Genomic DNA, 24,787 nt, shown 5'->3' on the forward strand with positions numbered 1-24,787 from the left:
CCTGAACCGGATCCCCTAGATCAGCACCAGCAGGCCCAGGCTGACCACGCCGGCCAGGATGCAGTAGTACGCGAACGGATTGAGCGCCATCGCGTCGTGCTGGCGGAAATAGCGCATCAGGAACCAGGTGCTGAGCAGCGCGGTCACGCCGGCGACGACCGCGGCCAGCACCGACAGTTCCAGCACGCCGGCCGGGACGCTTTCGTGCAGCAGCTTCGGCACCTCCAGCACCGTCGCCCCCAGGATGATGGGGGTGGCGATCAGGAAGGAGAAATGCGCCGCCCCTTCGTGGTTGAGGCCGCGCAGCAATCCGCCCACGATCGTCGCGCCGGAGCGCGACATGCCGGGGATCAGCGCCGTGCATTGCCAGATGCCGATCGTCAGCGCGTCCATCTGGGTCAGGCTGGAGAGCGGGCGCTGCCCCCGCTGGCGCAGCCGTTCGCCGAACAGCAGCAGGACGCCGTTGACGATCAGGAACGTCGCGGCGACGAGCGGGGAGGCGAACAGGCCGCGGACGAACTTCTCCAAAAGGAAGCCGACGATCACGGCGGGGATGGTGGCGATCACCACCAGCAGGAAGACGCGGCGGCTCTCCTGTACCTGGTGCGTGTCGCCGATGCCGATCACGCCGATGAACAGCGCCCACCAGTCGCGCCAGAAGAAGCCCAGCAGCGCGGTCGCGGTGCCGACATGCAGCATCACCAGGAAGGGCAGGAAGGACGGATCGTGCTGGTCGATACCCCACCGCAACAGCGCCGGCAGCACCACCGCATGCCCCAGGGAACTGACGGGAAACAGCTCAGTCGCGCCTTGAAGGATAGCAATAACAACGGCTTGTAACGTGTCCATCTGCGAATCCGGCCAGTTTGCGGCAGCCCTTATACGGGTTTTCCGGTGCCCTGTTAGGGAAATCGCGGCGATCCCAAGCGCCCCCGCCTCAAACCCGCTTTATCGGTGCCTGCCCGGGAGCCGGAGATGGTGGCGCGCGCCCTGGCGGCATAGGGCCGCGGGGTCGGCTGCGGCGGACAAAGCGGAGCGACTTCAACGGGCCACTCCCAGTGACCCACTCCCAGTGACCCAGCCCCAGTGACCCAGCCCCAGCGACCCAGCCCCAGCGACCCAGCCCCAGAGGGTCAGCCCAGAGGGTCAGCCCCGGCGGCCCAGCGCAAGCGGGTCATCCCAGGCGGCGCTTGAACATCGCCAGGATGTCCGCCCAGGTCTGCTCCGACGCCTCGGCGTCGTAGACCGCCCGTTCGGCGAAGCAGAAGCCGTGATGCGTCCCGGTGAACACCTTCACCGTGTTGGCCACGTCGGTCGCCGCCAGCGCTTTCTTCAGGTCCGGGATGACATGCGCCGGCACCGACTGGTCGTGCTCCGCGAAGGCGTAATACAGCTCGCCCTTGATCCCGGGGACCAGCAGGTGGGACGAGTCCGGCTTGTCGGTCACGATGTTGACCCCGTACAGCGATGCCGCCGCCTTGATCCGATGGGGAAACCGAGCGGAGACGGTGGTGATGTAGCAGCCGCTCATGCAGTGGCCGACGCAGCCCACGGGGCCGGGACGGACGCGGTCGTTGGCGTCGAACCAGGCCAGCATCGCCGCCGTGTCGTCCGTCACCAGCGCGTTCGTCAGGCTGTTCATCGACGCTCGGATCACCCCCGACATGGCATCGTCGCGGCGCGGTATGTCGAAGCGCACCGTGCCCAGCCGGTAGTACATGTCCGGCAGCAGGCAGACATACCCGTTGCGCGCGATGCGGCGCGTCATGTTGCGCAGCTCCTCCCGCGTGCCGGGTGCGTCCATATAGAAGATGACGGCCGGGTGCTCGCCTTCGTCCGGCGCGGCCACGAACGCCGGCATCCGGCCGTGCTTGGTGGTGACGATGACCTCTTGCTCGTACATGCGTTCCTCCGTTCCCGTTGGGGGTTCGCCACACCGGGTCGTTTGCCACCACCCGCCACGGCTTGTAACGTCTGATAAGCGTAGTTTAGGCGACAAGAACCCGGCGCGACCTCAACCGGCGCCGCGGCCATCCAGGAGGAAACGGAGCATGCGCAACACGGCCCAGATCGACAAGGTGCTGGCCGCCGCCGTCGCGGGGGGCCATATCGCCGGCCTGACCGCCGCGGCCGCCGATCGGGACGGGGAAATCTACGCCGCGGCCTTCGGCCTGCGCCGGATCGACGCGCCGCAGCGCATGACCACGGACACGGTGTTCCGCATCGCCTCCATGACCAAGGCCGTCACCGGCGCGGCGGCCATGCAGATGGTGGAGCAAGGCAAGCTCTCGCTCGACCAGCCGGCGAAGGAGGTGCTGCCCTTCCTGGCCGAGACCCAGGTGCTGGACGGGTTCGACGGCGCCGGCCAGCCGGTCCTGCGCGCGCCGAAGGGCGAGATCACGCTGCGCAACCTGCTGACCCACACCGCCGGCTTCGTCTACGACACCTGGAACGCGGACATGAACCGCTATGCCCAGGCGAGCGGCCTGCCGGCCGCGCGCACCGGCCAGCTTGCCGCGCTGAAGGCGCCGCTGGGCTTCGATCCCGGCGCACGCTGGGAATACGGCATCAACATCGACATCGCCGGCCGGATGGTGGAGGTGGCGAGCGGCCTCGACCTGGAGACCTATTTCCAGCGCAACATCTTCGCCCCGCTGGGCATGACCGACACCAGCTTCGACCCGCGGCCCGCATGGGACAGCCGCCTGGCGACGGTGCACGCGCGGCTGGCGGACGGCACGCTGAAGCCGCTCGACATGCCGGCGGCGGCCGCGCCGCGGGAGTTCTATCCGGGCGGCGGCGGCCTCTTCTCGACCTCGCCCGACTACCTGAAGTTCCTGCAGGCGCTGATGAACGGCGGGGAGCTGGCGGGCAACCGGATCCTGAAGCCCGAGACGGTGGCGCTGATGGGCCAGAACCACATGGGCGCGCTGAACGTGCTGCCGATGAAGAGCGCGATCGCGCACCTGTCGAACGACGTGGAGCTGTTCCCCGGCATGGCGAAGAAGTGGGGGCTGACCTTCCTGATCAACACCGAACAGGGCCCGCACGGCCGCGCCGCCGGCAGCCTGGCCTGGGCGGGGCTGAACAACACCTATTACTGGCTCGATCCCGAAAAGAAGGTCGCGGGGGTGATTATGACCCAGGTGCTGCCATTCGCCGATGCGACGGTGCTGGAGGCGCTGGATGCGTTCGAGGGGGCGGTCTACGGGACGCTGGCGTAACCGCCCGCCCATCACGACAGCGCCTGCGTCAGCCTGCCGTGGGCGCCAATGTCTTTGCCGAATGTTTCGTTATTGCGACACCGCAATATAAAACGAAGGAGCTTGCATTGACATCGTCTGCCCTGAGACGTCGCCTGTCATTCGCATCTCGGCTTCTTCGAGGCCCCGTTGAGACGGTCTCGGAACAGTTACCCACGAGCGAAGACGTGCAACCCATGGCCATGGAGGCCATCGCGGCCGAAGGGCAAGTCGGAGACATCGCGCAGGACCATTGGGATGAAATGTTCGCGGCGCCCAAGGCGGCGACCTGGCATTCGAACCCGCTCGTCGCGGCCGAAATCGGGCGACGCCTCGGGACCGACACCCACTGGCTTTTTTGGGTCTTCCAGCAAAAGCTGCGTGTCCGGCCCCGCAGACTTCTCTCCATCGGCTGCGGCGATGGCTCCCATGAATTGATCCTCTCTCGGAACGGTCTGGCGGAGTATGTCGAAGCGTTCGACCTGTCGGGCGTCGGGATTTCGAAAGCACAGGAAGCCGTCGCCGAGGAAAACCTGAATGCGCAGTTCTATCAGAGCAGCTTCGATGAATTCGTAAGCAGGCCTCACGATGTTCCGTTCGACGCCGTCATGTTCGTGGGATCGCTTCATCATGTTCGGGATCTTGAAGGCATGCTTTCCAAGGTGCGTCGGATCCTGACCGAGGACGGCGTGCTCATCTATAATGAATATGTCGGGCCTTGCTACATCATCCTGCCCGATGAACAGGTTGCGATCGTAAACAACGTCATTGCCGCCATCCCCCCGGAATATAAGCACTCCCCCGAGGTCCACTGGATCAACCCCACGATCGAGGTCGTGCTGGACGGTGACCCAAGCGAGTCGGTTCGCTCCGCGCTGATCAGGCCGTTCCTGCGGATGTATTTTGACGTGGCGTGGGAGACGGGGTTCGGCGGCGCCCTGCTGCACCCGCTGTTCCAGATGCTGCACGGCGACAAGCTGGCGGACGACTCGCCCGGCAGCCGTGCCGTCGTGGGTCTCTGCATCGAAATCGAAAACGCGCTGATGAGGGCGGGCCTGCTGCAGGACGATTTCTGCATCGGGGTGGCGCACCCGCGCCGAGCGTCAGGCGATTGACCCGAATGGCGGCACGAGGATCAGCACTCGAGAGTCGGCTGGTCTTCAATCGGCTGCCCCCGAATTGCCTGGCATCCTAATTTCTTGACATCCGTCGCGGCAGTCCCTAACCCGCGCCTCCTTTCCGCCTTCAGGACCCGACCCAATGTCCCGCCGCAAACCGCGCGGCCGCCCGCTCGACGGGTGGCTGATCATCGACAAGCCGGCCGGGATGACGTCGACCGACGTGGTCAACCGCGTCAAGCGCATCTTCGATGCCCAGAAGGCCGGGCATGGCGGCACGCTCGACCCGCTCGCCACCGGGCTGCTGCCGGTCGCCTTCGGGGCCGCCACCAAGACCGTGCCCTATGTCATGGACGGCACCAAGCTCTACCGCTTCACCCTGAAGTTCGGCGAAGCGCGCGACAGCGACGACGCCGACGGCCAGGTGACCGAGACCAGCCCCGTCCGCCCCGACGACGCCGCCATCCGGGACGCCCTGCCCCGGTTCCGCGGCGACATCATGCAGGTCCCGCCGATCTTCTCCGCCATCAAGGTCGCCGGCGAACGGGCCTATGACATGGCGCGCGAAGGCCGCGACGTGGTGCTGGAACCCCGGCCCGCCCGCGTCGACCGGTTCGATCTGATCGAGCGTCCCGACGCCGACACGGCGGTGTTCGAGGTCGCCTCGGGCAAGGGCGTCTATATGCGCAGTCTGGCCCGCGACCTGGCGCGCGCCTGCGGGACGGTGGGCCATATCGCCGCCCTGCGCCGGCTGCGGGTCGGCCCGTTCCTGGAAGAGCACGCGATTCCGCTGGACAAGCTGCGCGATAAGGACGATACGGCCCCCGCTTCTCCGGACCTTTTGCGTCCGGTCGCGACCGCGCTGGCCGACATCCCGGCGCTGGCCCTGACCGGACATGAGGTCGCCGACCTGCTTCACGGCCAGGCCATCAGCCTGATCACCTTGATGGGACGGATTCCAGGGACGGCCGACCCCGATGGCGGGTTGGTCCGCGCCATGGCGGGAAGCCGCGTGCTGGGGCTGTGCCGTCTCGAAGACGGCATGTTGAGGCCCGAACGGATCCTCTGACCCGGCGCGTGTCCCGCAACGTGAACCCAGGAGTATGACGATGTCGCTGACGGCTGAGCGCCGGAGTGCGCTGATCAACGACTATGCCACCGGTGCGAACGACACCGGCAGCCCCGAAGTCCAGGTTGCCCTGCTGTCGGAGCGGATTTCCCTGCTGACCGAACATCTGAAGACGCACGCGAAGGACTTCCATTCGCGCCGCGGCCTGCTGATGCTGGTCGGCCGCCGCCGCCGGCTGCTGGACTACCTGAAGAAGAAGGACCAGAAGCGGTACGAGACCCTGATCGGGCGTCTGTCCCTGCGCCGCTAAATCTGCTAGGCTACCCGCGCGGGTTGGATCGACCAACCCGCTGACAACCTGACCGGGGGCGGGTACAGCCCCCCGGACACCGCGTCAGGCGGTGGACGCCAAAGATCGCAACCCTTTCGCCCTCGCGGTCCGGGATCAAGCGACGGCGTTTCCGGCCACATGGCCGCGGCTGCTTTCCCTTCATACCGGTCGGCAGCACGCGCTCCGTGTTACCCGAGACGCCGCCACCCCAGCCCACAGGTCTGACAAGGGACTCCGACATGGAGGTCCGACAGGGCCGCGTCCTTTGATGTCCGCCGGTGCCGCGCACATGAAGGACGTTTGAATGTTCAATTATTTCCGCAAGGAACTCGAATGGGGCGGGCGCAAGCTCGTCCTGGAGACGGGCAAGATCGCGCGCCAGGCCGACGGTGCCGTCATGGTCTCCTACGGCGAGACGATCGTGCTCTGCACCGCCGTCGGCGTGAAGTCCGCCAAGCCCGGCCAGGACTTCTTCCCGCTGACCGTGAACTACCAGGAAAAGGCCTTCGCCGCCGGCAAGATCCCCGGCGGCTTCTTCAAGCGCGAAGGCCAGCCCAGCGAGGCCGAGACGCTGAAGTCGCGCCTGATCGACCGGCCGATCCGCCCGCTGTTCCCCGAGGGCTTCCGCAACGAGGTCCAGGTCATCGCGACCGTCATGAGCTTCGATAACGAGAACGACCCGGACATCGTCTCGATGATCGGCTGCTCCGCCGCGCTGACCCTGTCGGGCATCCCGTTCTTCGGCCCCGTCGGCGCCGCCCGCGTCGGCTATGTCGACGGCCAGTACGTGCTGAACCCGACGCTCGACCAGATGAAGACCAGCCAGCTCGACCTGGTGGTCGCCGGCACCGCCGAGGGCGTGCTGATGGTCGAGTCCGAGGCGCAGGAACTGCCGGAAGACGTCATGCTGGGCGCCGTGGAGTTCGGCCACAAGGGCTTCCAGCCGGTGATCGAGGCGATCATCCAGCTCGCCGAACACGCCGCCAAGGAGCCCTGGGCGCTGCCCGAGACCTCGGATGAGGAGAAGGCGCTGAAGGCCCGCGTCGACGCCATCGCCCGCGCGCCGCTGGCCGAAGCCTATAAGGAGACGGTGAAGCAGGCCCGCTACGCCGCCGTCGCCGCCGCCAAGAAGGCCGCGACGGACCAACTCGCCGCCGAGGGCCTGGATACCGGCAAGGCCGGCGCCCTGTTCCACGACCTGGAAGCCGACATCGTCCGCAATGCCATCCTGGACACCGGCATCCGCATCGACGGCCGCGACACCAAGGGCATCCGCCCGATCATCGCCGAGGTCGGCGTGCTGCCGCGCGCCCACGGCTCCGCCCTGTTCACCCGCGGCGAGACGCAGGCGTTCTGCGTCGCCACCCTGGGCACCGGGCAGGACGAGCAGATCGTCGACGCGCTGGCCGGCGAGTATCGCGAAAACTTCATGCTGCACTACAACTTCCCGCCCTACTCGGTCGGCGAGGCGGGCCGCCTGGGCCGCCCCGGCCGGCGTGAGGTCGGGCACGGCAAGCTGGCTTGGCGCGCGGTGCATCCGCTGCTGCCCGAGAAGGACAAGTTCCCCTACACGATGCGCGTCGTCTCCGAGATCACCGAGTCGAACGGCTCGTCCTCGATGGCGACCGTCTGCGGCACGTCGCTGTCGCTGATGGATGCCGGGGTGCCGCTGAAGCGGCCGGTGGCGGGCATCGCCATGGGGCTGATCAAGGAAGACCGCGGCTTCGCGGTGCTGTCCGACATCCTGGGCGACGAGGACCACCTGGGCGACATGGACTTCAAGGTGGCCGGCACCGAGACGGGCGTGACCAGCCTGCAGATGGACATCAAGATCACGTCCATCACCTTCGAGATCATGAAGACCGCGCTGGGCCAGGCGCGCGAAGGCCGCATGCACATCCTGGGCGAGATGGCCAAGGCGCTCACCGGCGCTCGGGGCGACGTGGCCCAGACGGCGCCGCGCATCACCACGATCCAGGTGCCCAAGGAGAAGATCCGCGACGTCATCGGCACCGGCGGCAAGGTCATCCGCGAGATCGTCGAGCAGACCAAGTGCAAGATCGACATCGAGGACGACGGCACCATCAAGATCGCCGCCACCGACAGCGAGCAGGCGCAGCGGGCCATCGACTGGATCCGCGGCATCGTCGCGGAGCCGGAGATCGGCGTGATCTACACCGGCAAGGTGGTGAAGACGGCCGATTTCGGCGCGTTCGTGAACTTCCTGGGCTCGCGCGACGGCCTGGTTCACATCAGCGAACTGGCCCAGGGCCGGGTCGGCAAGACCACCGACGTGGTCAACAACGGCGACACGGTGAAGGTGAAGGTCATCGGCTTCGACGAGCGCGGCAAGGTGAAGCTGTCGATGCGCGTCGTCGACCAGGCCACCGGCGCGGACATCACCGAACAGGTCGGCGCCAGGCCGCCGCGCGGGGAGCGTCCGGAACGGGGCGACCGTCCCGAGCGGGGCGAGCGCCGGGAACGCGGCGACCGCGAGCCGCGCGATACGGAGCAGTCAGCCGCCGGGGGTTGAGTCTGGAGGGGCGGGGGACATCGTACCCCCTCCCCGTGTCATGGCCTGGCTTGACCGGGCCATCCCGTGCCCCGGAGGAAGGAGATGGCCCGGTCAAGCCAGGCCATGACGGACAACGGAGAGGGGCTGGAAAGGGCCTTGGCGGGGCCGCGCGAAGGACTGGAGCCAGGATGACGGTGACGGCGGCTTCCCGCCATCGCGCGGAACCGCCTCGGATTCCCATTGGCGTCCGAGCCGGGTTTCTGTAGAAGCTCCGGCGCAGTCACCAAAATGTCATGACCGGCTCCGGGTTGACCTTTGGCGGCCGGTCGACGTCTTGTCGGGGACGCCGGTCTGGCATATGGCCGGGTCCGGGTTCGCCCCGGTCGGGGTTAACGACGACACGGACACCGCACGACAAGAACAACCCGTGCGGCGTGACCAGGAAACTCGAATTCGATATGGGCGCCTCGATCAGCCCGGTCCCTTTATGAAGCAAGTGCGATGAGAGCGATCAACGCGATACGAATGGGTGGCGGCGAAGTCCTTCCGCTGGTCGAAGGCGGCAAGGGCGTCTCGATCTCCAACGGCCTGTCCGCCGGCAACTGGGCGCTGGCCGGCGGCGTCGGCACGTTCAGCGCGGTCAATGCCGACAGCTTCGACGTCCATGGCCGGCCGATCCCGCAGACCTATCACGGCCGGACCCGCCGCGACCGGCACGAGGAACTCGTGGCCTATGCCATCCAGGGCGCGCTGACCCAGGCGCGCCGGGCATGGGACATCGCCGGCGGCAAGGGCCGCATCCACGCCAACATCCTGTGGGAAATGGGTGCCGCCGAACGCATCATCACCGAGGTGCTGGAGCAGGCGAAGGGCATCATCAGCGGCATCACCTGCGGCGCCGGCATGCCGTACCGCCTGTCGGAGATCGCGGCCCGCTTCAACGTCTACTACTACCCGATCATCTCCTCGGCGCGCGCCTTCAACGCGCTGTGGAAGCGTGCCTACTCCAAGACGGCGCACCTGCTGGGCGGCGTGGTCTACGAAGACCCGTGGCTGGCCGGCGGGCATAACGGGCTGTCGAACAGCGAAGACCCGACCAAGCCCGAGGACCCCTATCCCCGCGTCGCCGCGCTGCGCAAGACGATGAACGATTTCGGCCTGCACGACACGCCGATCATCATGGCCGGCGGCGTCTGGTGCCTGGAGGAGTGGGAGCACTGGCTCGACAACCCCGAGATCGGTCCCATCGCCTTCCAGTTCGGCACGCGCCCCCTGCTGACCCAGGAAAGCCCGATCGGCGACACCTGGAAGCAGAAGCTGCTGACGCTGAAGGAAGGCGACGTCTTCCTCAACCGCTTCAGCCCGACCGGGTTCTATTCCAGCGCGGTGAACAACGGCTTCATCCAGGAATTGCGCGAGCGCAACGAACGGCAGGTGGCGTTCACTACCGAAACGATCGGCGAGCATGTCGCGGAATACGGCGTCGGCCCGCGCAAGCGGATCGTCTATTTGACCACCGGCGATCGTGAGCGCGCCCTGGCCTGGGAAGCGCAAGGCTTCACCGAGGCGCTGCGCACGCCCGATTCGACGCTGATCTTCGTGACGCCGAAGAAGGCGCAGGAGATCCTGAAGGACCAGCAGGACTGCATGGGGTGCCTGAGTTCCTGCCGCTTCTCCAACTGGGCGCAGCACGAGCCGGACTTCACCAACGGCAAGAAGGCCGATCCGCGCAGCTTCTGCATCCAGAAGACGCTGCAGGACATCGCGCACGAAGACGGGCCGGAAGCGGTCGAGCGGAACCTGATGTTCAGCGGGCACAACGCATACCGGTTCGCGAAGGACCCGTTCTACTCCAATGGTTTCATCCCGACGGTGAAACAACTGATGGAACGGCTGCTGACGGGGCGCTGAGAACCGCACGCGCCGGACATGGCGCCGGGCTTGGCGCCGGGCATGGCGGCGGGGAGGAGGCCTCTCCCCTACCGGATCGGTTCGTGCACCGTCACCAGCTTGGTGCCGTCCGGGAACGTCGCCTCCACCTGCACGTCGTGGATCATCTCGGCGATCCCCGGCATCACCTGGTCCCGGGTCAGCACCTTGGCCCCGGCTTCCATCAGGTCGGCGACGCTGCGGCCGTCGCGCGCGCCCTCGACGACGAAATCGGTGATCAGGGCGACCGCCTCGGGGTGGTTCAGCTTCACGCCGCGCTCCAGCCGCCGGCGCGCGACCATCGCGGCCATCGAGATCAGCAGCTTGTCCTTCTCGCGCGGTGTCAGGTTCATCGCAGTCTTTCCTTTACGCGGTCAGCATAACCAAACCCTCGGCAGCGGGCGAGAGCCGCGCAGCACCGCCAGCGCCGCGGCCACCGACCGGCGGACCGCGGCGCCGTCCGGCCCCAGCACGCGCGCGACCAGCAGGCCGTTCCATGCGCTGACGCCGGCCTCGGCGTCCGCCAGCGCCCCCCGCACCGCATCGACGCAGGCCGCCGCATCGGGCGCGACAAAGACCAGCGTGGCGAGAGACCGAGCGGCATTGGCGATGGAGGGACGGGCGAGCAGGTCGTGGACGGGGCCGTCGAGGCGGATCGCATCGTTCAGGACCAGCGCCCCGTCGCGACGGATGCGGATCCGGTCGCGCAGGTGGCCCTGCCGCACCGCCTCCCCCATCGCGGTCCGGCCGAACACCAGCGTCTCGACCCCCAGGAAGCTGGCGTCCGCGGCGAGGTCGATCGCCAGACTCCGATCGAGGGCGGAACGGTCGAACAGGATGGTTTCCTGCGGCAACCATTCCAGGCACGCCCCCCGGGCGACGGTCAGGTGGGTGCGCACCCGAGCGGGCTGGTCCATCGACAATACGCGGTAGAAACGTTCGGCCGCCTGCGCGGCGATGGTGGCCCGGGTGCCGGCGGCGAGATCGATCGCCACGTCCAGCCGGTCCCCCCCGGCGACGCCGCCGCCGGTGTTGAGCATGACGGCGTCGAACCAGCCGGGCACCAGGCGGCGGGGAAAGCGCGCCTTGAGGCACCCGGCCTGGCGCAGCGTGTCCAGCACGGTTTCCTGGTCGTTGCGTTTGACAGCAAGCCGCAACTCGCCGACCGCGCGCTGGTGGACGGGCGGCGGCGGGTCGGCGATCAGCACGGGGCATGGTCTCCCGCCGTGGTCGGCGAAGGCTCATGGATGCCAGGATGGGCCGAGGCACAGGCGCTTCCTCGTCTTGGTCGGCGAAGGCTCATGGATGCCGGTGCCTCATGTCAACACAGACCGGATCGGCAACGACTCCGTGGCCCTTCGTGCCCTCCGAAAGCCCGCACCGCCGGCGTCTCCGTGCGAAACCGGCCGGCACCCGCCCGGACGTGGCACAACATCCACCGCCCGGACGCGCGCCCCCGCTCCCTCGCCGCTCATCGCGGAACGACCGTCAAACCGACAGCTTCCGCCGCACCTCGGCTTCGTCCAGCGCTTCCCGGCGGCCGGACATGATCACGTCGCCGCGGTCCATCACCACCATGGTCTGTGCCAGTTCATGCGCGAAGTCGAAATACTGTTCGACCAGCAGGATGGCCATATCGCCGCGCTGGCGCAACAGCGCGATGACGCGACCGATATCCTTGATGATGCTGGGCTGGATCCCCTCGGTCGGTTCGTCCAGCACGATCAGCCGCGGCTTCATCACCAGCGCCCTGGCGATGGAAAGCTGCTGCTGTTGGCCGCCCGACAGGTCGCCGCCGCGCCGGCGCAGCATGGTCTTCAGGATGGGGAACAGCTCGAAGATCTCATCCGGAACTTTCCGCTGCGCACGCGGCAGCACGGCGAAGCCGGTTTCCAGGTTCTCCCGCACCGTCAGCAGCGGGAAGACGTCGCGGCCCTGCGGCACCCAGGCGATGCCGCGCTTGGCCCGGTCGTACATCGGCAGGCGGGAAATCTCCTCGCCCTCCCACTTGATCGACCCCGCCGAGATCGGGTGCGCGCCCGTCACCGCCCGCAGCAGGGAGGTCTTGCCCACCCCGTTGCGGCCCAGCAGGCACGTCACCTCCCCCACCGAGGCGGTGAGCGAGACCTGGCGCAGCGCGATCGCGGCGCCGTAGTGCAGGTCGACGTTGGAGACTTCCAGCATCAGCGCCTCCCGTCAGCGGCCCAGATAGACTTCGATGACCTTGGGGTCCTCGCTGACATGGTCGATGGAGCCTTCCGACAGCACCGATCCTTCGTTCAGCACCGTCACCTTCACCCCCAGCGCCCGGACGAACGCCATGTCATGCTCGACCACCACGACGCTGCGGGACTTGTTGATCTCCCGCAACAACTCGGCCGTCTGTTCGGTTTCCGAATCGGTCATGCCGGCGACGGGTTCGTCGACCAGCAGCAGCCGCGGCTCCTGCGCCAGCAGCATCCCGATCTCCAGCCATTGCTTCTGCCCGTGCGACAAATCCGCCGCTCGGCGGTTGCGGTGATCGGTCAGGCGGGTGGTCTCCAGGATCTCCTCGATCCGCCGCTTCTCCCCGGCGGTCTGGCGCGCGAACAGCGTGAAGCGCGGCGTCCGGTCGCCGGCCAGCGCCAGCAGGATGTTGTCCCAGACCGTATGCGGCTCGAACACCGTGGGCTTCTGGAACTTCCGGCCGATGCCCAGGGAGGCGATGGCGGGTTCGTCCATCCGGGTCAGGTCGATGTCCTTGCCGAACACGACCGTTCCGGAATCGGGACGGGTCTTGCCGGTGATGACGTCCATCATCGTGGTCTTGCCGGCGCCGTTGGGCCCGACCATCGCCCGCATCTCGCCCTCTTCCAGCGTCAGCGACAGGGCGTTCAGCGCCTTGAACCCGTCGAAGGAGACGGTGACGCCGTCCAGGTACAGCAGGGTGTCGCCTTCGCTCATCCCGTGACCTCCCTGGCGGCGGCCGGGATTTCCTCGTCCGCGGGCTTGCGTTCGCGACGCGCGAACAGGCCCATGACCCCCTTGGGCAGGAACAGCGTCACCAGGATGAACATCGCGCCCAGGGCATAGAGCCAGACCTCGGGCAGCGCGCCGGTGAACCAGGTCTTGCCGAAATTCACCAGGATCGCGCCCAGGATCGCGCCGACCAGCGTGCCGCGGCCGCCGACCGCGACCCAGATCACCGCCTCGATCGAGTTGCCGGGGGCGAACTCGGACGGGTTGATGATGCCGATCTGCGGCACGTACAGCGCACCGCCGATGCCGGCCATGATCGCGGACAGCACCCAGACCACCAGCTTGTAGGATTCCGGGCGGTAGCCCAGGAAGCGGGTGCGGCTTTCGGTGTCGCGCACCGCGATCAGCACCTTGCCGAAGCGGCTGTCGACGACGAAGCGCGCCAGCAGGAACTGCCCGCACAGGAACAGCGCCGAGATCACCAGCAGCGCGCAGCGGGTGGAATCCGCCTGCACCGGGAAGCCCAGGATGTCCTTGAAGTCGGTCAACCCGTTATTGCCGCCGAACCCCATGTCGTTGCGGAAGAAAGCAAGCAGCAGGGCATAGGTCAGCGCCTGGGTGATGATCGACAGATAGACGCCGGTGACGCGGGAACGGAACGCGAGCCAGCCGAACACGCCCGCCAGCACCGCCGGCACCAGGATCGCCATCAGCACGGCGAAGCCGAACCAGTCGAAGCCGTACCAGTACCAGGGCAGTTGGTGCCAGCCCAGGAACACCATGAAGTCGGGCAGGTTCGCGTTGCCGTACACGCCGCGCGTGCCGATCTGGCGCATCAGGTACATGCCCATCGCATAGCCGCCCAGCGCGAAGAACGCCGCGTGCCCCAGCGAGAGGATGCCGGCGAAGCCCCAGACCAGGTCGACCGCCAGCGCCAGCATGGCATAGCACAGGTATTTCCCCGCCAGCGCGATCATATAGGTCGGCACGTGCACCGCGGAACCGGCGGGCGTGGCCTGGTTCAGCACCGTCATGACGATCGCCAGCGCCAGGATCAGGACGATGGCGATCGTGCCGGAAAGACCGATTCTCATGTTTCCACCGCCCGTCCCTTGAGCGGGAACATGCCCCTGGGATTTCGTTGCACGAACAGTATCAGCAGCACCAGCACGACGATCTTGCCCAGCACGGCGCCGGCGATCGGCTCCAGGAACTTGTTGACGATGCCCAGCGTCAGCGCGCCCAGCGTCGTGCCCCACAGGTTGCCGACGCCGCCGAACACCACGACCATGAAGCTGTCGATGATATAGCCCTGCCCCAGGTTCGGCGAGACGTTGTCGATCTGCGACAGCGCCACCCCGGCGATGCCGGCGACGCCCGATCCCAGGCCGAAGGTCATCGCGTCGATCCAGGGCGTCTTGATGCCCATCGCCGCGGCCATGCGCCGGTTCTGGGTGACGGCCCGCATCCGCAGGCCCAGCGGGGTATAGCGCAGCGCCGCCATCAGCGCGGCCACCACCAGGAAGGCGAAGATGATGATATAGAGCCGGTTCCAGGTGATGGTCAGCCCGCCCCACTGCGTCGCCCCGCTCATCCAGGCCGGCGTGTCGACGTCGCGGTTATTGGCGCCGAACACCGAACGGACGACCTGCTGCAGGACCAGCGACAGGCCCCAGGTGGCAAGCAGCGTCTCCAGCGGGCGGCCGTAGAGGAAGCGGATCAGCGACCGTTCGATCGCGACGCCGACAAGCCCCGAGACGAGGAAGGCGAGCGGCACCGCGACCAGCAGGTTCAGCCCGTACAGCCCCGGCAGCCAGGCGTGCATCGCCCCCTGCACGACGAAGGTCGTATAGGCGCCCAGCATGACCATCTCGCCATGCGCCATGTTGATCACGCCCATGACGCCGAAGGTGATGGCCAGCCCGGCGGCGGCCAGCAGCAGCACGGAGCCGAGGCTGATGCCGTAATAGACGCTCTGGGCGAAGCCCCACAGCCGCATGACGCGGTCGACCGCCTCGACGGCGGCCTTGGCGGCGACGGCGACCGGGCCGGATTCGTTGGCGGCGATCGACAGCAGGTTGCGCGCGCCGTCGCCGCCGCGGTCGCGCAGGACGGTGACGGCGGCCAGCCGCTGGTCCTGCGGCGCCTGCGTGTCGGCGATGACCACCGCCGCCCTGGCCTGCTCCATCTTCCGCTTCACGCCGGCATCGGCCTCCTTGGCGATCGCCTTGTCGAGCGACGGCAGCGCGCCGGGATCGTGGGAGGTGAACACCGCCTCGGCCGCCTCGGCGCGCACCGACGCCCTGGGGTCGAACAGGCGCAGCGCGCCGAGGGCGGCGTCGATGGCGGAGCGGACGGCGTTGTTGATGCGGACGGACTTGACGTCGTCGCCGGGATCGTCGGCCTTCGCGCCGGTCAGCGCGTCGCTGTAGGTGTCGCCGTCATCGGTGCTGATGAACAGCTTGGGCGGATCGCCGGGCAGGTAATAGAGGTTGTCGTTCTCCAGCGCCGAGAGGATGGCGGCGGCCCGCGGGTTGCCCGACGCGGCGAGGTCGTCGACCCCCTGGCGGACGGTGTCGAAGCTGCCCGAGGCGAGTTCGGCGACCGGATCGCCGGCATGGGCGACGCCGGGCAGGAACACGGCGAGGCAGAGGATCAGGACGAAGGTCAGCCGCGGCCGCCACGCAACGTCGGCGCGCGGTTCGCCGACGCGCAGGCACCCCCTGCCCGGCCGGAAGCCCGGCAGCACCGGCGGGGACGCGGAAGACGGGCTGGGCCGGCGGACTGCGCGAAACAACACGGAAACTCCGATACCGTTACCAACGTGAAGACATCGACGGGAAGATGCCAGCGGGAAAACATCGGCGGGAAAACATCGGCGGCAAGACGCCGGAAAGCAAACAGGGGCGGCCGGGAGGACGACGGCCGCCCCTGTCCTGGCAGGAAGACCGTCAGGCCTTCTTGCCGGCGGTGCACGTGCCGGTCTTCACGTTGAACGCACCGCATCGCATGGGCGCACGCCAGTCGCCGATCAGGTCCTTGGTGTCGGGGACATAGGGCGACCATTCCTGCGCCACGACCAGGCCCGGCGTCGTCGACACCGCGTTGATCTGGCCGTTCGCCTGGATCTCGCCGATCATGACCGGCTTGGTGATGTGGTGGTTCGGCATCAGGGCGGAGTAGCCGCCCGACAGGTTCGGCACCGAAACGCCGATCAGCGCGTCGATCACCGCGTCGGGATCGGTCGTGCCGGCCTTCTCGACGCCTTTCAGCCACATGTTGAAGCCGATGTAGTGCGCTTCCATCGGATCGTTGGTGGTGCGCTTGGGGTTCTTGGTGAAGGCCTTCCATTCCTTGATGAAGGCCTTGTTCTCGCGCGTCTCCACGCTCTCGAAATAGTTCCACGCGGCCAGGTGGCCGACCAGCGGCTTGGTGTCGATGCCGGCCAGTTCCTCCTCGCCGACCGAGAACGCAACGACCGGGATGTCCGTCGCCTTGATGCCCTGGTTGCCGAGTTCCTTGTAGAAGGGGACGTTGGCGTCGCCGTTGATGGTGGAGACGACGGCGGTCTTCTTGCCGGCGCTGCCGAACTGCTTGATCTGCGCGACGATGTTCTGCCAGTCGGACTGCCCGAACGGCGTGTAGTTGATCATGATATCATCCGGCGCCACGCCCTTCATCTTCAGGTAGGCTTCCAGGATCTGGTTGGTGGTGCGCGGATAGACGTAGTCGGTGCCGGCCAGCACCCAGCGCTTCACCTTGCTTTCCTTCATCAGGTAGTCGACCGCCGGGATCGCCTGTTGGTTCGGCGCCGCACCGGTGTAGAACACGTTGCGCGAGCATTCCTGGCCTTCGTACTGCACCGGGTAGAACAGGATGCCGTTCAGCTCCTCGAACACCGGCAGCACCGATTTGCGCGACACCGAGGTCCAGCAGCCGAACACCGCGGCGCATTTGTCGACCGACAGCAACTGGCGCGCCTTTTCCGCGAACAGCGGCCAGTTGGAGGCCGGGTCGACCACGACCGGCTCCAGCTTCTTGCCCAAGAGGCCGCCTTTGGCGTTCTGCTGCTCGATCAGCATCAGCATGACGTCCTTCAGCGTGGTCTCGCTGATCGCCATGGTGCCCGAGAGGGAGTGCAGGATGCCGACCTTGATGGTGCCGCCGGCGGGCTTGGCCTGGGCCTTGGCCGCGTTCTCCACGGCCGAGGCGGCGCCGACGGCGGCCAGGGTCGCAGCGGCGGCGCCAAGCCGGCCGAGGCCGCGGCGTGAGATGTTCGGTTGCTCGATGGTCATGCGGGCTGTTCCTGCTGCCTTTGTTGTTCGGTTTCCCCGTCTGGCGGAGGCATTTCACAACTTTGCAACCTGCGTGCCAGCCTCCCGCCCAGGGGAAGGCTGGGGTGCGTCCGGCGCGGGGCGGGAGGCGGGGTGCGCCGTCATGGCGGGCGACGGCGCCACGGGCGGGCCTCCCCGGCGCGATTTCCCACAGTTGCGTACAATATCGGCATCTTTTCCGTGATCACGCACCCCCGGATTTGCCCAATATTTAATCCCTCCCCATTTTTTGCCCTTTCCCACGGACAGGCTACGCTGTCCCCGATAGACCAACGGGGAGAACGCCAGTGTCCAAGATCATCGTCGCCGACAACCCGCTGAACGAGCTCAGCGTCGCCCGCGACCTGCTGCCGCAGGGCCTGGACGCCGTCTTCGCCCGTCACGGCTCGTCCGAATTCAACGCCGCCCTGGCCGATGCCGTCTGCCTGGTCGGATTCGGCGACGGGACGATGGATGACGCGTTCTACAAGTCCGCGCCGAAGCTGAAGCTGATCCAGCTCCTCTCCGCCGGCTACGATCGTTGCGACATCGAAGCCGCTCGGCGGGCCGGCGTGCCGATCTGCAACAACGGCGGCGCCAACTCCACGGCGGTGGCGGAGCACGCGATCCTGCTGATGCTCGCCGTCTCCCGTCGGCTGGTCTGGCAGCATGCCAACGTCTCGGGCGGGCGCTGGCGCGGCAACAACGTCGACGACGTGAAGCTGTACGAGATGAAGGGCAAGACCCTGGGCATCGTCGGCCTGGGCGCCATCGGCAAGAAGACGGCGCGGCTGGCGCAGGCCTTCGGCATGACGGTGCAGTACTACGACGTGGTCCGCCTGAGCGAGGAGCGCGCGGACGACCTGCGGGTGAAGTTCTCGCTGCTGGACGAGTTGCTGCGGACCTCCGACATCGTGACGCTGCACGTGCCGCTGCTGGCGGAGACGCGGCACATGATCGGCACGCCGCAGCTCAAGCTGATGAAGCCCTCGGCGTACCTGATCAACACCTGTCGCGGCCCGGTCGTGGACGAGGCGGCGCTGATCGAGGCGCTGTCGAACGGCACCATCGCCGCCGCGGGGCTGGACGTGTTCGACCAGGAGCCGCCGCCGCCGAACAACCCGCTGTTCGCGCTGCCGAACGTGACGCTGACCGCCCACATGGCCGGCCCGACCTACGACACCCAGTTCTCCCGCTTCCGCAACGCCTATGACAACTGCCAGCGGGTGATGCGCGGGGACAAGCCGCTCTGGGTCATTCCCGAGCTGGCGGGGCTGGTGGCGTAGAAACGGAGGCGTCCGTTCTTATGTTGTAATATACGCCGATCGGCCCCGGGGTCGGACATGTGGCACCACCCTGGGCACGGCCCTGGGCACGACCCTGGGCAGGACCCGAGGCAGGACGGGGGGCCGCCGAACGCGCGCGGCCGTTCCGAAAGAGATACCGCAGGCGGAAGATCGTGCGCTTTCCTTCAACGAATCCGGTCTTGCCCAAAGAACGGGTCAATTCTCGGTGAAATTCTTCCGCCGGTTCGCCGTTTGAATCGATAGTGTCGTTAGAAACGCAGATATTCGATAGCAGGGTTGCTCTGCTATCTCGATTCCAAAGGCGGAAGTTCGCACCATGGCAAGTTCATCGACCCCCGAAACGGGAAAGAGCCTGCGCAGGGATGCCGGCATCATCGGCCTGCTGTTCGCCAGCACGACCAGCATGATCGGTTCGGGGTGGCTGTTCGGCGCGCTCCACGCTTCGAAGATCGCCGGTCCGCTCAGCCTGTGGAGCTGGATCATCGGCGCGGTCATCATCATGCTCATCGCGCTCTGCTTCGCCGAACTCGCGGGGATTTTTCCGCGATCGGGCGCCTTGGTACACATGAGCCATGCCAGCCACGGCGACGGCCTGGGGCGCGTCTGGGGCTGGATGCTGTTTCTGTCCTACATAGCCGTGCCGCCGGTCGAAGCCGAGAGCATCGTGACCTATGCCAACAATCTCTACCCTCATTTCGTTGGCAACGATGGCATATTGACGACGAGCGGCCTCGTCGCCTGCGCGGCCCTGGTCGGCGTCCTGGCGCTGCTGAACCTTATGGCCATCCGGTGGCTGCTGACGGTCAACAACACGATCACGTGGTGGAAGATCGCGGTGCCGTTCCTGACGGCGATCGTCCTGATCTTCGCCGGGATCAGCCAGATCGGCCCGCTTTGGACGCAGGGCACCAACGTGTGGTCGGCCGGATCCGGCAGCTACGATTCGAACGGGGTGTTCATCGCGCTGCCGGCGGCGGGCATCGTCTTCAGCTTCCTGGGCTTCCGCACGGCGATCGACCTTGGCGGCGAAAGTTCCAATCCCGGCCGCAACATTCCCCTCGCGGTGATCGGGTCGGTGCTGCTGTCGGCCGCCATCTACATCCTGCTGCAGGTCGGCTTTCTGGAGTCGGTGAAGCCGCAGGATGTCGCCAACGGCTGGGGACACATCAATTTCCCCGGGGTGAAGGGCCCCTTCGCCGGCCTCGCCGCGATGCTGGGCTTCAGCTGGCTGGCGACCCTGCTTTACATCGACGCGGCGGTCTCACCCGCCGGCACCGGCCTGATCTACGTGACCGCCGGCGCGCGCATCCTGTTCGCCAACGGCGAAATGAAGGCCGGCCCGGAATTCCTCACCAAGCTCAACAGCGGGAAAGTGCCGTGGGTTTCGGTCGCGATCATGTGGATCATCGGCGTGATCTTCCTGCTGCCCTTCCCGGCCTGGCAGAAGATGGTCGACTACATCAGCGACATCACCGCGCTCACCTATGGCCTCGGTCCGATCGTCCTGCTGATCCTGCGCCGGGATCACGCCGACCTGCCCCGCCCCTTCCGCCTGGTCGCGCCGGCCATCATCGCCCCGATCGCGTTCATCTGCTGCGACCTGATCATCCTGTGGAGCGGCTTCACCACCGTATGCTGGCTGTTCGGGATCGTCCTGATCATCTTCGCGCTCTACCTGGTCTATTTCTACCTGATCGCGCACGAGAAAAGCAGCGCCTTCGGCTGGGACCACATCTGGTGGCTGGGTGCCTGGTTCGGCGGTATGTGGATCATCTCGGCCCTCAGCGGCCACGATCTCGGCGGCGACGGAGTCCTGGGCTTCTGGCCGGCGGTCGCCGTGACCGCGGCCTGGAGCCTCATCGTCATCGAACTCGCCAAGCGCTCGGCACTGCCCTCCGAGGAGACCGGGCGGATCCTGATCGAGATCGAGCGCACGCTATGATGCCCCCGGCCGCCCGTCAGGGGCGCCGAACGGGGCGGGCGGCTATTCGATGTCTTCCAGGCTGAACTGCTCCGCCTCTTCGTCGTAGGCGAACAGTTCCGCGTACCGCCCCCAGCCGATCACCGTCCGCAGCGTGTCCTCGGCGTAGTCCGGGGACATGTGGTCCTCCAACTCGTCGCGGAAGCGCACGGCGGAGGCGCGGTGGTTCCAGCGTTCGTCCAGCACCTGCCGGATCATCGTCACCAGCGGGACGTAGTGCCGCAGCGCCTCGGCGAAGATCCGCTTGCGCTCGTCCACGTCGGCCTCGACGAACCGGCGGCCCTGGTCGGTCAGCGAGATGTCGCCTTCCTCCAGCACGCCGAAATGCAGCAGTTGCAGCATCTCGCCCAGCGGCAGCAGGTCGTCGACCTCGTACTGCAGCGAGGCGGCCAGGGCGGGCAGGTCGGCGCGGCCGTTATAGGGCTCGCCGGCCAGCGTCTCCATCAGGCCGGCCATGATGTTGGTCCCCACCCGCGGCAATGGCATCGCCAGCGGCGACGGCGGCGGCGCGGCCGGGCTTTTGGGTTCCGGCGCGGCGCGGCGGGTCATCAGCGCATAGATGTCGTCGACCATCTGGCGGAACGCCGGGTCCAGGCGGTTGCGCGGATGCGGGAACGGCACCGTCAGCTCGCTGGCGACGCGGCCGGGGTTGGACGAGAACACCAGGATGCGGTCGCACATCAGCACCGCCTCCTCGATGTTGTGCGTCACCATCAGCACCGATTTCACCGGCAACTTCCCCTCGACCCACAGGTCGATCAGGTCGGTGCGCAGCGTTTCCGCCGTCAGCACGTCCAGCGCGCTGAACGGCTCGTCCATCAGCAGCAGGTCGGGATGCACGACCAGCGCGCGCGCCAGGCCGACGCGCTGGCGCATGCCGCCGGACAGTTCCTTGGGATAGGCGTTCTCGAACCCGCCCAGGCCGATCATGTCGATCGCCGCCTCGGCCAGCGCCTCGCGCTTGGCCTTCGCCACGCCGCGCGCCTCCAGCCCCAGCTCGACGTTTTCCTGCACCGTCAGCCAGGGGAACAGCGCGAAGGACTGGAACACCATCGCCACGCCTTCGGTGGGGCCGTCCACCGGCACGCCGCGCCAGGTCACCGACCCCGCGGTTGGTTTCAGAAGCCCCGAAACGATCCGCAGCAGCGTCGACTTGCCGGAGCCGGAACGGCCCAGCAGCGCGACGATCTCTTTTTCGTGCAGGGTCAGGTTGACGCCGTCCAGCACCACGAGGTCGGCATTGGCGTCCTTGTGGTACGCCTGCCGGCAGGACTGGACGTCGATCAGCACGGGCTGGGTGGAAACCGCGGTGTCCATGATCCGATCCTCAGAGCGTGAAGCGGCGCTGCGCGTAGCCGTAGAGCGGGCGCCAGAGCAGCCGGTTGAACAGGACGACGAAGGCCGACATCACCACCACGCCCAGCACGACGCGGGCCATGTCGCCCTTGTCGGTCGCATCGGCGATATAGGCGCCCAGCCCGTGCGCGTGCAGGTGCGTGTTCCCCCAGGACGCGACCTCGGAGACGATGGCCGCGTTCCACGACCCGCCCGAGGCGGTGATCGCGCCGGTGATGTAATAGGGCAGGATCCCCGGCACGATGACCTTGCGCCACCACAGCAGGCCGCCGATGCGGAAGTTGCTCGCCGCCTCCCGCAGGTCGCCCGGGAACGCGGCGGCGCCGGCGACGACGTTGAACAGGATGTACCACTGGGTGCCCAGCACCATCAGCGGCGTCAGCCAGATATCGGGGTCGAGGTGGAAATAGACGATGAACAGCACGAAGGGCGGGAACAGCAGGTTCGCCGGGAACGCCGCCAGGAACTGGGCGATCGGCTGCGCGCGGCGGGCCCAGACCGGGCGCAGGCCCAGCCAGACGCCGATCGGCACCCAGACCAGGCTGGCGATGACCATCAGCACGGTGACGCGGACCAGGGTGAAGACGCCCAGCACCAGCGCCGTCCGCACGTCCGACCAGGCCAGGGCCGCGGAGGCGAAGACGATGACCTTCCACAGCGCCCAGGCGACGATCACGGCCAGCACGGCGCCATAGATCACGTCGACGGTGCGCGACGGCGGGCGGCGGCGCTGCGCCGGGGCGCCGCCCAGGGACAGGCGCAGCCCGCCGACCCAGACCGCGGCATCGCCGATCGCGGTGCCGACCACCTTCAGCAGCCGGGTGCGGCGCACCAGCCGCAGCATCCACGGGTCGCTCGCGGTCGCGCCGGCGGTCGTCTCGAACCGGAACTTGGCGGACCAGGCGACCAGCGGGCGGAACAGCAACTGGTCGTAGGCCAGGATCACCAGCAGCATGGTGACGATCGCGTAGACGACGGCGGCGATGTCGCGCTTGTCCAGCGCCTCGGCCACATAGGAGCCGATGCCGGGCAGCTTCCAGCTATGGTCGCCGACGGTCACCGCCTCGGACGCCACGACGAAGAACCAGCCGCCGGACATCGACATCATGGTGTTCCACACCAGGCCGGGCATGGCGAAGGGCACCTCCAGCCGCCAGAATTTCTGCCAGCCGGTCAGGTGGAAGCTGGTGGCGCACTCCTTCAGGTCGTTGGGCACCGTCTGCAGCGACTGGTAGATGCTGAAGGCCATGTTCCAGGCCTGGCTGGTGAAGATCGCGAAGATCGCCGCCAGTTCCAGCCCCATCACCTGGCCAGGGAACAGGCCCATGAAGAAGACGACGGTGAAGGTCAGGAACCCCAGGATCGGCACCGATTGCAGCACGTCCAGCACCGGCACCAGCACCAGCGCCGCCCGCCGGCTTTTCGCCGCCGCGGTGCCGTAGGTGAAGGTGAACAGCAGCGACGCCGCCAGGGCCGCGAACATCCGCAGCGTGGTGCGGACCGCGTATTCCGGCAGGTGGATGGGATCGAGGCTGATCTGGGTCGCGCCGGGGGCGTTGATCGGCACCAGCGTGCCTTCGGCGACGTGGCCAAAACCGACCAGGACGCCGATGACGCAGACGAACGCGACGGCGTCCCAGAGGTTCGGCAGGCGCCATCCGGCGGCCATCGAGGGAATTGCGTTGGCGCGCATGGGTCTACCGAATGCTGCGTGGGTTTGGCGTCCCTTAACCCGGCCCCGACGGCCTGTCACCTCCGGAATATGTTGCCTTTTGATGACAAGAGGGACCGAGCACGGGGTGGCGGGGCCTAGAGGGCGGTCATGCCGCCGTCGACGAAAAGCAGGGCGCCGGTGACGTAGGAGGCGTCGTCGGACGCCAGGAACAGGATCGCCGCCGCGACCTCCTCCGCTCGGCCCGGGCGCTTCATCATCGTGCCTTGCGCGGCCTTGGCGTTGTACTGCTCGACCGTTTCGCCGGCCGCGGCGATGCGGCGGGCGTGGAACGGGGTGAAGATCGGGCCGGGACCGACGGCGTTCACGCGGATGCCCTCGGCCGAGTGGTCGGCGGCCAGCCCCCGCGTGAAGCCCGCGATCGCAGCCTTGGTGGTGTCGTACAGCAGGTTGCCGCCGCCGGCGACGACGGACCGGACGGAGGCGAGGTTGACGATCGCTCCCCCTTTGTTGCGGCGCATCAGCGGGACCGCCGCCTTGGCGCAGAAGGCGTAGCTTTTGAGGTTGACGTCGAGGATCTCGTTCCAGCTTGCGGCGCTTGCCTCGTCGACTTTCTCGTATTTGCGGATGCCGGCGTTGTTGACGAGGATGTCGAGGCGCCCGAAGGCCTGCGCGGCGCCGTTGACGAAGCCGAGGCATGCGGCTTCAGTGCCCACGTCCGCCTGGGTGAAGGCGACCTTGGCGCCGGCGGCCTTCAGTTCGGCCTCCACGCGCTGGCCGCGCTCGCCGTCCCGGTCGCAGAATGCCACGCTGGCGCCTTCGGCGACGAAGCGCCTGACCGTGGCCTCGCCGATCCCCGATGCCCCGCCCGTCACCGCTGCGATCTTGCCGTCGAGCCTTCCCATGGTCGTTTCCCCTTCGTTGCTTTGCGGACCGTGGGGCCGCGATGCGTTGTGGTCTTCCGGCGGGCGGTGCGTTGTTGGCCCGGGCCGGGGG

Annotated in this window: 20 protein-coding genes; 8 read left to right on the top strand and 12 right to left on the bottom strand. The window is 67.4% G+C overall.

Annotated features, from left to right (window positions below; genetic code table 11):
* Positions 1-15: 15 nt before the first annotated feature.
* Together VHB27_RS22100 and VHB27_RS22105 are read right to left on the bottom strand one after the other, a co-directional pair.
* On the bottom strand, positions 16-849 hold the full coding sequence (locus VHB27_RS22100; protein WP_325604658.1) for an undecaprenyl-diphosphate phosphatase: 834 nt from the start codon (positions 847-849) through the stop codon (positions 16-18).
* Positions 850-1,174: 325 nt separating this feature from the next.
* Positions 1,175-1,903 (bottom strand): dienelactone hydrolase family protein, encoded by a 729-nt coding sequence (locus tag VHB27_RS22105; RefSeq protein WP_325604660.1) that lies wholly within the window; start codon positions 1,901-1,903, stop codon positions 1,175-1,177.
* Positions 1,904-2,051: 148 nt separating this feature from the next.
* On the opposite strand from VHB27_RS22105, the gene VHB27_RS22110 reads away from it, so the two are divergent.
* The 6 genes from VHB27_RS22110 (at position 2,052) to VHB27_RS22135 (ending at position 10,186) form a co-directional block, all read left to right on the top strand.
* Positions 2,052-3,224: a serine hydrolase domain-containing protein gene (locus VHB27_RS22110; protein WP_325604662.1), complete on the top strand. Its 1,173-nt coding sequence runs from the start codon at positions 2,052-2,054 to the stop codon at positions 3,222-3,224.
* A 215-nt stretch (positions 3,225-3,439) separates the two neighbouring features.
* A complete protein-coding gene (locus VHB27_RS22115; RefSeq protein ID WP_325604664.1) occupies positions 3,440-4,357 on the top strand; it encodes a class I SAM-dependent methyltransferase in 918 nt (305 codons plus the stop codon).
* Between the two features lie 145 nt (positions 4,358-4,502).
* Positions 4,503-5,429 (top strand): tRNA pseudouridine(55) synthase TruB, encoded by a 927-nt coding sequence (truB, locus tag VHB27_RS22120; protein WP_325604666.1) that lies wholly within the window; start codon positions 4,503-4,505, stop codon positions 5,427-5,429.
* Positions 5,430-5,469: 40 nt separating this feature from the next.
* On the top strand, positions 5,470-5,739 hold the full coding sequence (gene rpsO / locus VHB27_RS22125; protein ID WP_325604668.1) for a 30S ribosomal protein S15: 270 nt from the start codon (positions 5,470-5,472) through the stop codon (positions 5,737-5,739).
* 325 nt (positions 5,740-6,064) lie between these two features.
* A complete protein-coding gene (gene pnp, locus VHB27_RS22130) occupies positions 6,065-8,293 on the top strand; it encodes a polyribonucleotide nucleotidyltransferase (protein ID WP_325604670.1) in 2,229 nt (742 codons plus the stop codon).
* A gap of 483 nt (positions 8,294-8,776) precedes the next feature.
* Positions 8,777-10,186 (top strand): NAD(P)H-dependent flavin oxidoreductase, encoded by a 1,410-nt coding sequence (locus VHB27_RS22135; protein WP_325604672.1) that lies wholly within the window; start codon positions 8,777-8,779, stop codon positions 10,184-10,186.
* 68 nt (positions 10,187-10,254) lie between these two features.
* Here VHB27_RS22135 and VHB27_RS22140 read toward each other — a convergent pair whose 3' ends face one another.
* The 7 genes from VHB27_RS22140 to urtA form a co-directional block, all read right to left on the bottom strand.
* The gene (locus tag VHB27_RS22140) at positions 10,255-10,557 is read right to left on the bottom strand and encodes an urease subunit gamma (protein ID WP_325604674.1); all 303 of its coding nucleotides are present in this window, start codon (positions 10,555-10,557) and stop codon (positions 10,255-10,257) included.
* Between the two features lie 21 nt (positions 10,558-10,578).
* Entirely contained in the window at positions 10,579-11,412 is an 834-nt protein-coding gene (locus VHB27_RS22145; RefSeq protein ID WP_325604676.1) for an urease accessory protein UreD, read from the bottom strand.
* Between the two features lie 280 nt (positions 11,413-11,692).
* On the bottom strand, positions 11,693-12,388 hold the full coding sequence (gene urtE / locus VHB27_RS22150; RefSeq protein WP_325604678.1) for an urea ABC transporter ATP-binding subunit UrtE: 696 nt from the start codon (positions 12,386-12,388) through the stop codon (positions 11,693-11,695).
* Positions 12,389-12,400: 12 nt separating this feature from the next.
* Complete coding sequence (gene urtD / locus VHB27_RS22155) at positions 12,401-13,147, bottom strand: urea ABC transporter ATP-binding protein UrtD (RefSeq protein ID WP_325604680.1); 747 nt, start codon at positions 13,145-13,147, stop codon at positions 12,401-12,403.
* Positions 13,144-14,256: an urea ABC transporter permease subunit UrtC gene (urtC, locus tag VHB27_RS22160; protein WP_325604682.1), complete on the bottom strand. Its 1,113-nt coding sequence runs from the start codon at positions 14,254-14,256 to the stop codon at positions 13,144-13,146. Before urtC ends, urtD begins: the two co-directional genes overlap by 4 nt.
* Positions 14,253-15,962 (bottom strand): urea ABC transporter permease subunit UrtB, encoded by a 1,710-nt coding sequence (gene urtB / locus VHB27_RS22165; protein ID WP_325604684.1) that lies wholly within the window; start codon positions 15,960-15,962, stop codon positions 14,253-14,255. The genes urtC and urtB overlap by 4 nt, the downstream gene beginning before the upstream one ends.
* Before the next feature lie 151 nt (positions 15,963-16,113).
* Complete coding sequence (gene urtA, locus VHB27_RS22170) at positions 16,114-17,436, bottom strand: urea ABC transporter substrate-binding protein (protein ID WP_408904036.1); 1,323 nt, start codon at positions 17,434-17,436, stop codon at positions 16,114-16,116.
* A gap of 347 nt (positions 17,437-17,783) precedes the next feature.
* Here urtA and VHB27_RS22175 point away from each other — a divergent pair, with 347 nt between their 5' ends.
* Positions 17,784-18,761 (top strand): 2-hydroxyacid dehydrogenase, encoded by a 978-nt coding sequence (locus VHB27_RS22175; protein ID WP_325604688.1) that lies wholly within the window; start codon positions 17,784-17,786, stop codon positions 18,759-18,761.
* A 337-nt stretch (positions 18,762-19,098) separates the two neighbouring features.
* On the top strand, positions 19,099-20,724 hold the full coding sequence (locus tag VHB27_RS22180; protein WP_325604690.1) for an APC family permease: 1,626 nt from the start codon (positions 19,099-19,101) through the stop codon (positions 20,722-20,724).
* Positions 20,725-20,766: 42 nt separating this feature from the next.
* On the opposite strand, the gene VHB27_RS22185 is transcribed toward VHB27_RS22180, so the two are convergent.
* The 3 genes from VHB27_RS22185 to VHB27_RS22195 form a co-directional block, all read right to left on the bottom strand.
* The gene (locus VHB27_RS22185; RefSeq protein ID WP_325604691.1) at positions 20,767-22,080 is read right to left on the bottom strand and encodes a nitrate/sulfonate/bicarbonate ABC transporter ATP-binding protein; all 1,314 of its coding nucleotides are present in this window, start codon (positions 22,078-22,080) and stop codon (positions 20,767-20,769) included.
* A 10-nt stretch (positions 22,081-22,090) separates the two neighbouring features.
* Positions 22,091-23,812 (bottom strand): ABC transporter permease, encoded by a 1,722-nt coding sequence (locus tag VHB27_RS22190; RefSeq protein WP_325604692.1) that lies wholly within the window; start codon positions 23,810-23,812, stop codon positions 22,091-22,093.
* A 116-nt stretch (positions 23,813-23,928) separates the two neighbouring features.
* Complete coding sequence (locus tag VHB27_RS22195) at positions 23,929-24,696, bottom strand: SDR family NAD(P)-dependent oxidoreductase (protein ID WP_325604693.1); 768 nt, start codon at positions 24,694-24,696, stop codon at positions 23,929-23,931.
* Between the last annotated feature and the right edge of the window lie 91 nt (positions 24,697-24,787).

Source organism: Rhodopila sp., from assembly GCF_035548235.1.
Lineage (GTDB): Bacteria > Pseudomonadota > Alphaproteobacteria > Acetobacterales > Acetobacteraceae > Rhodopila.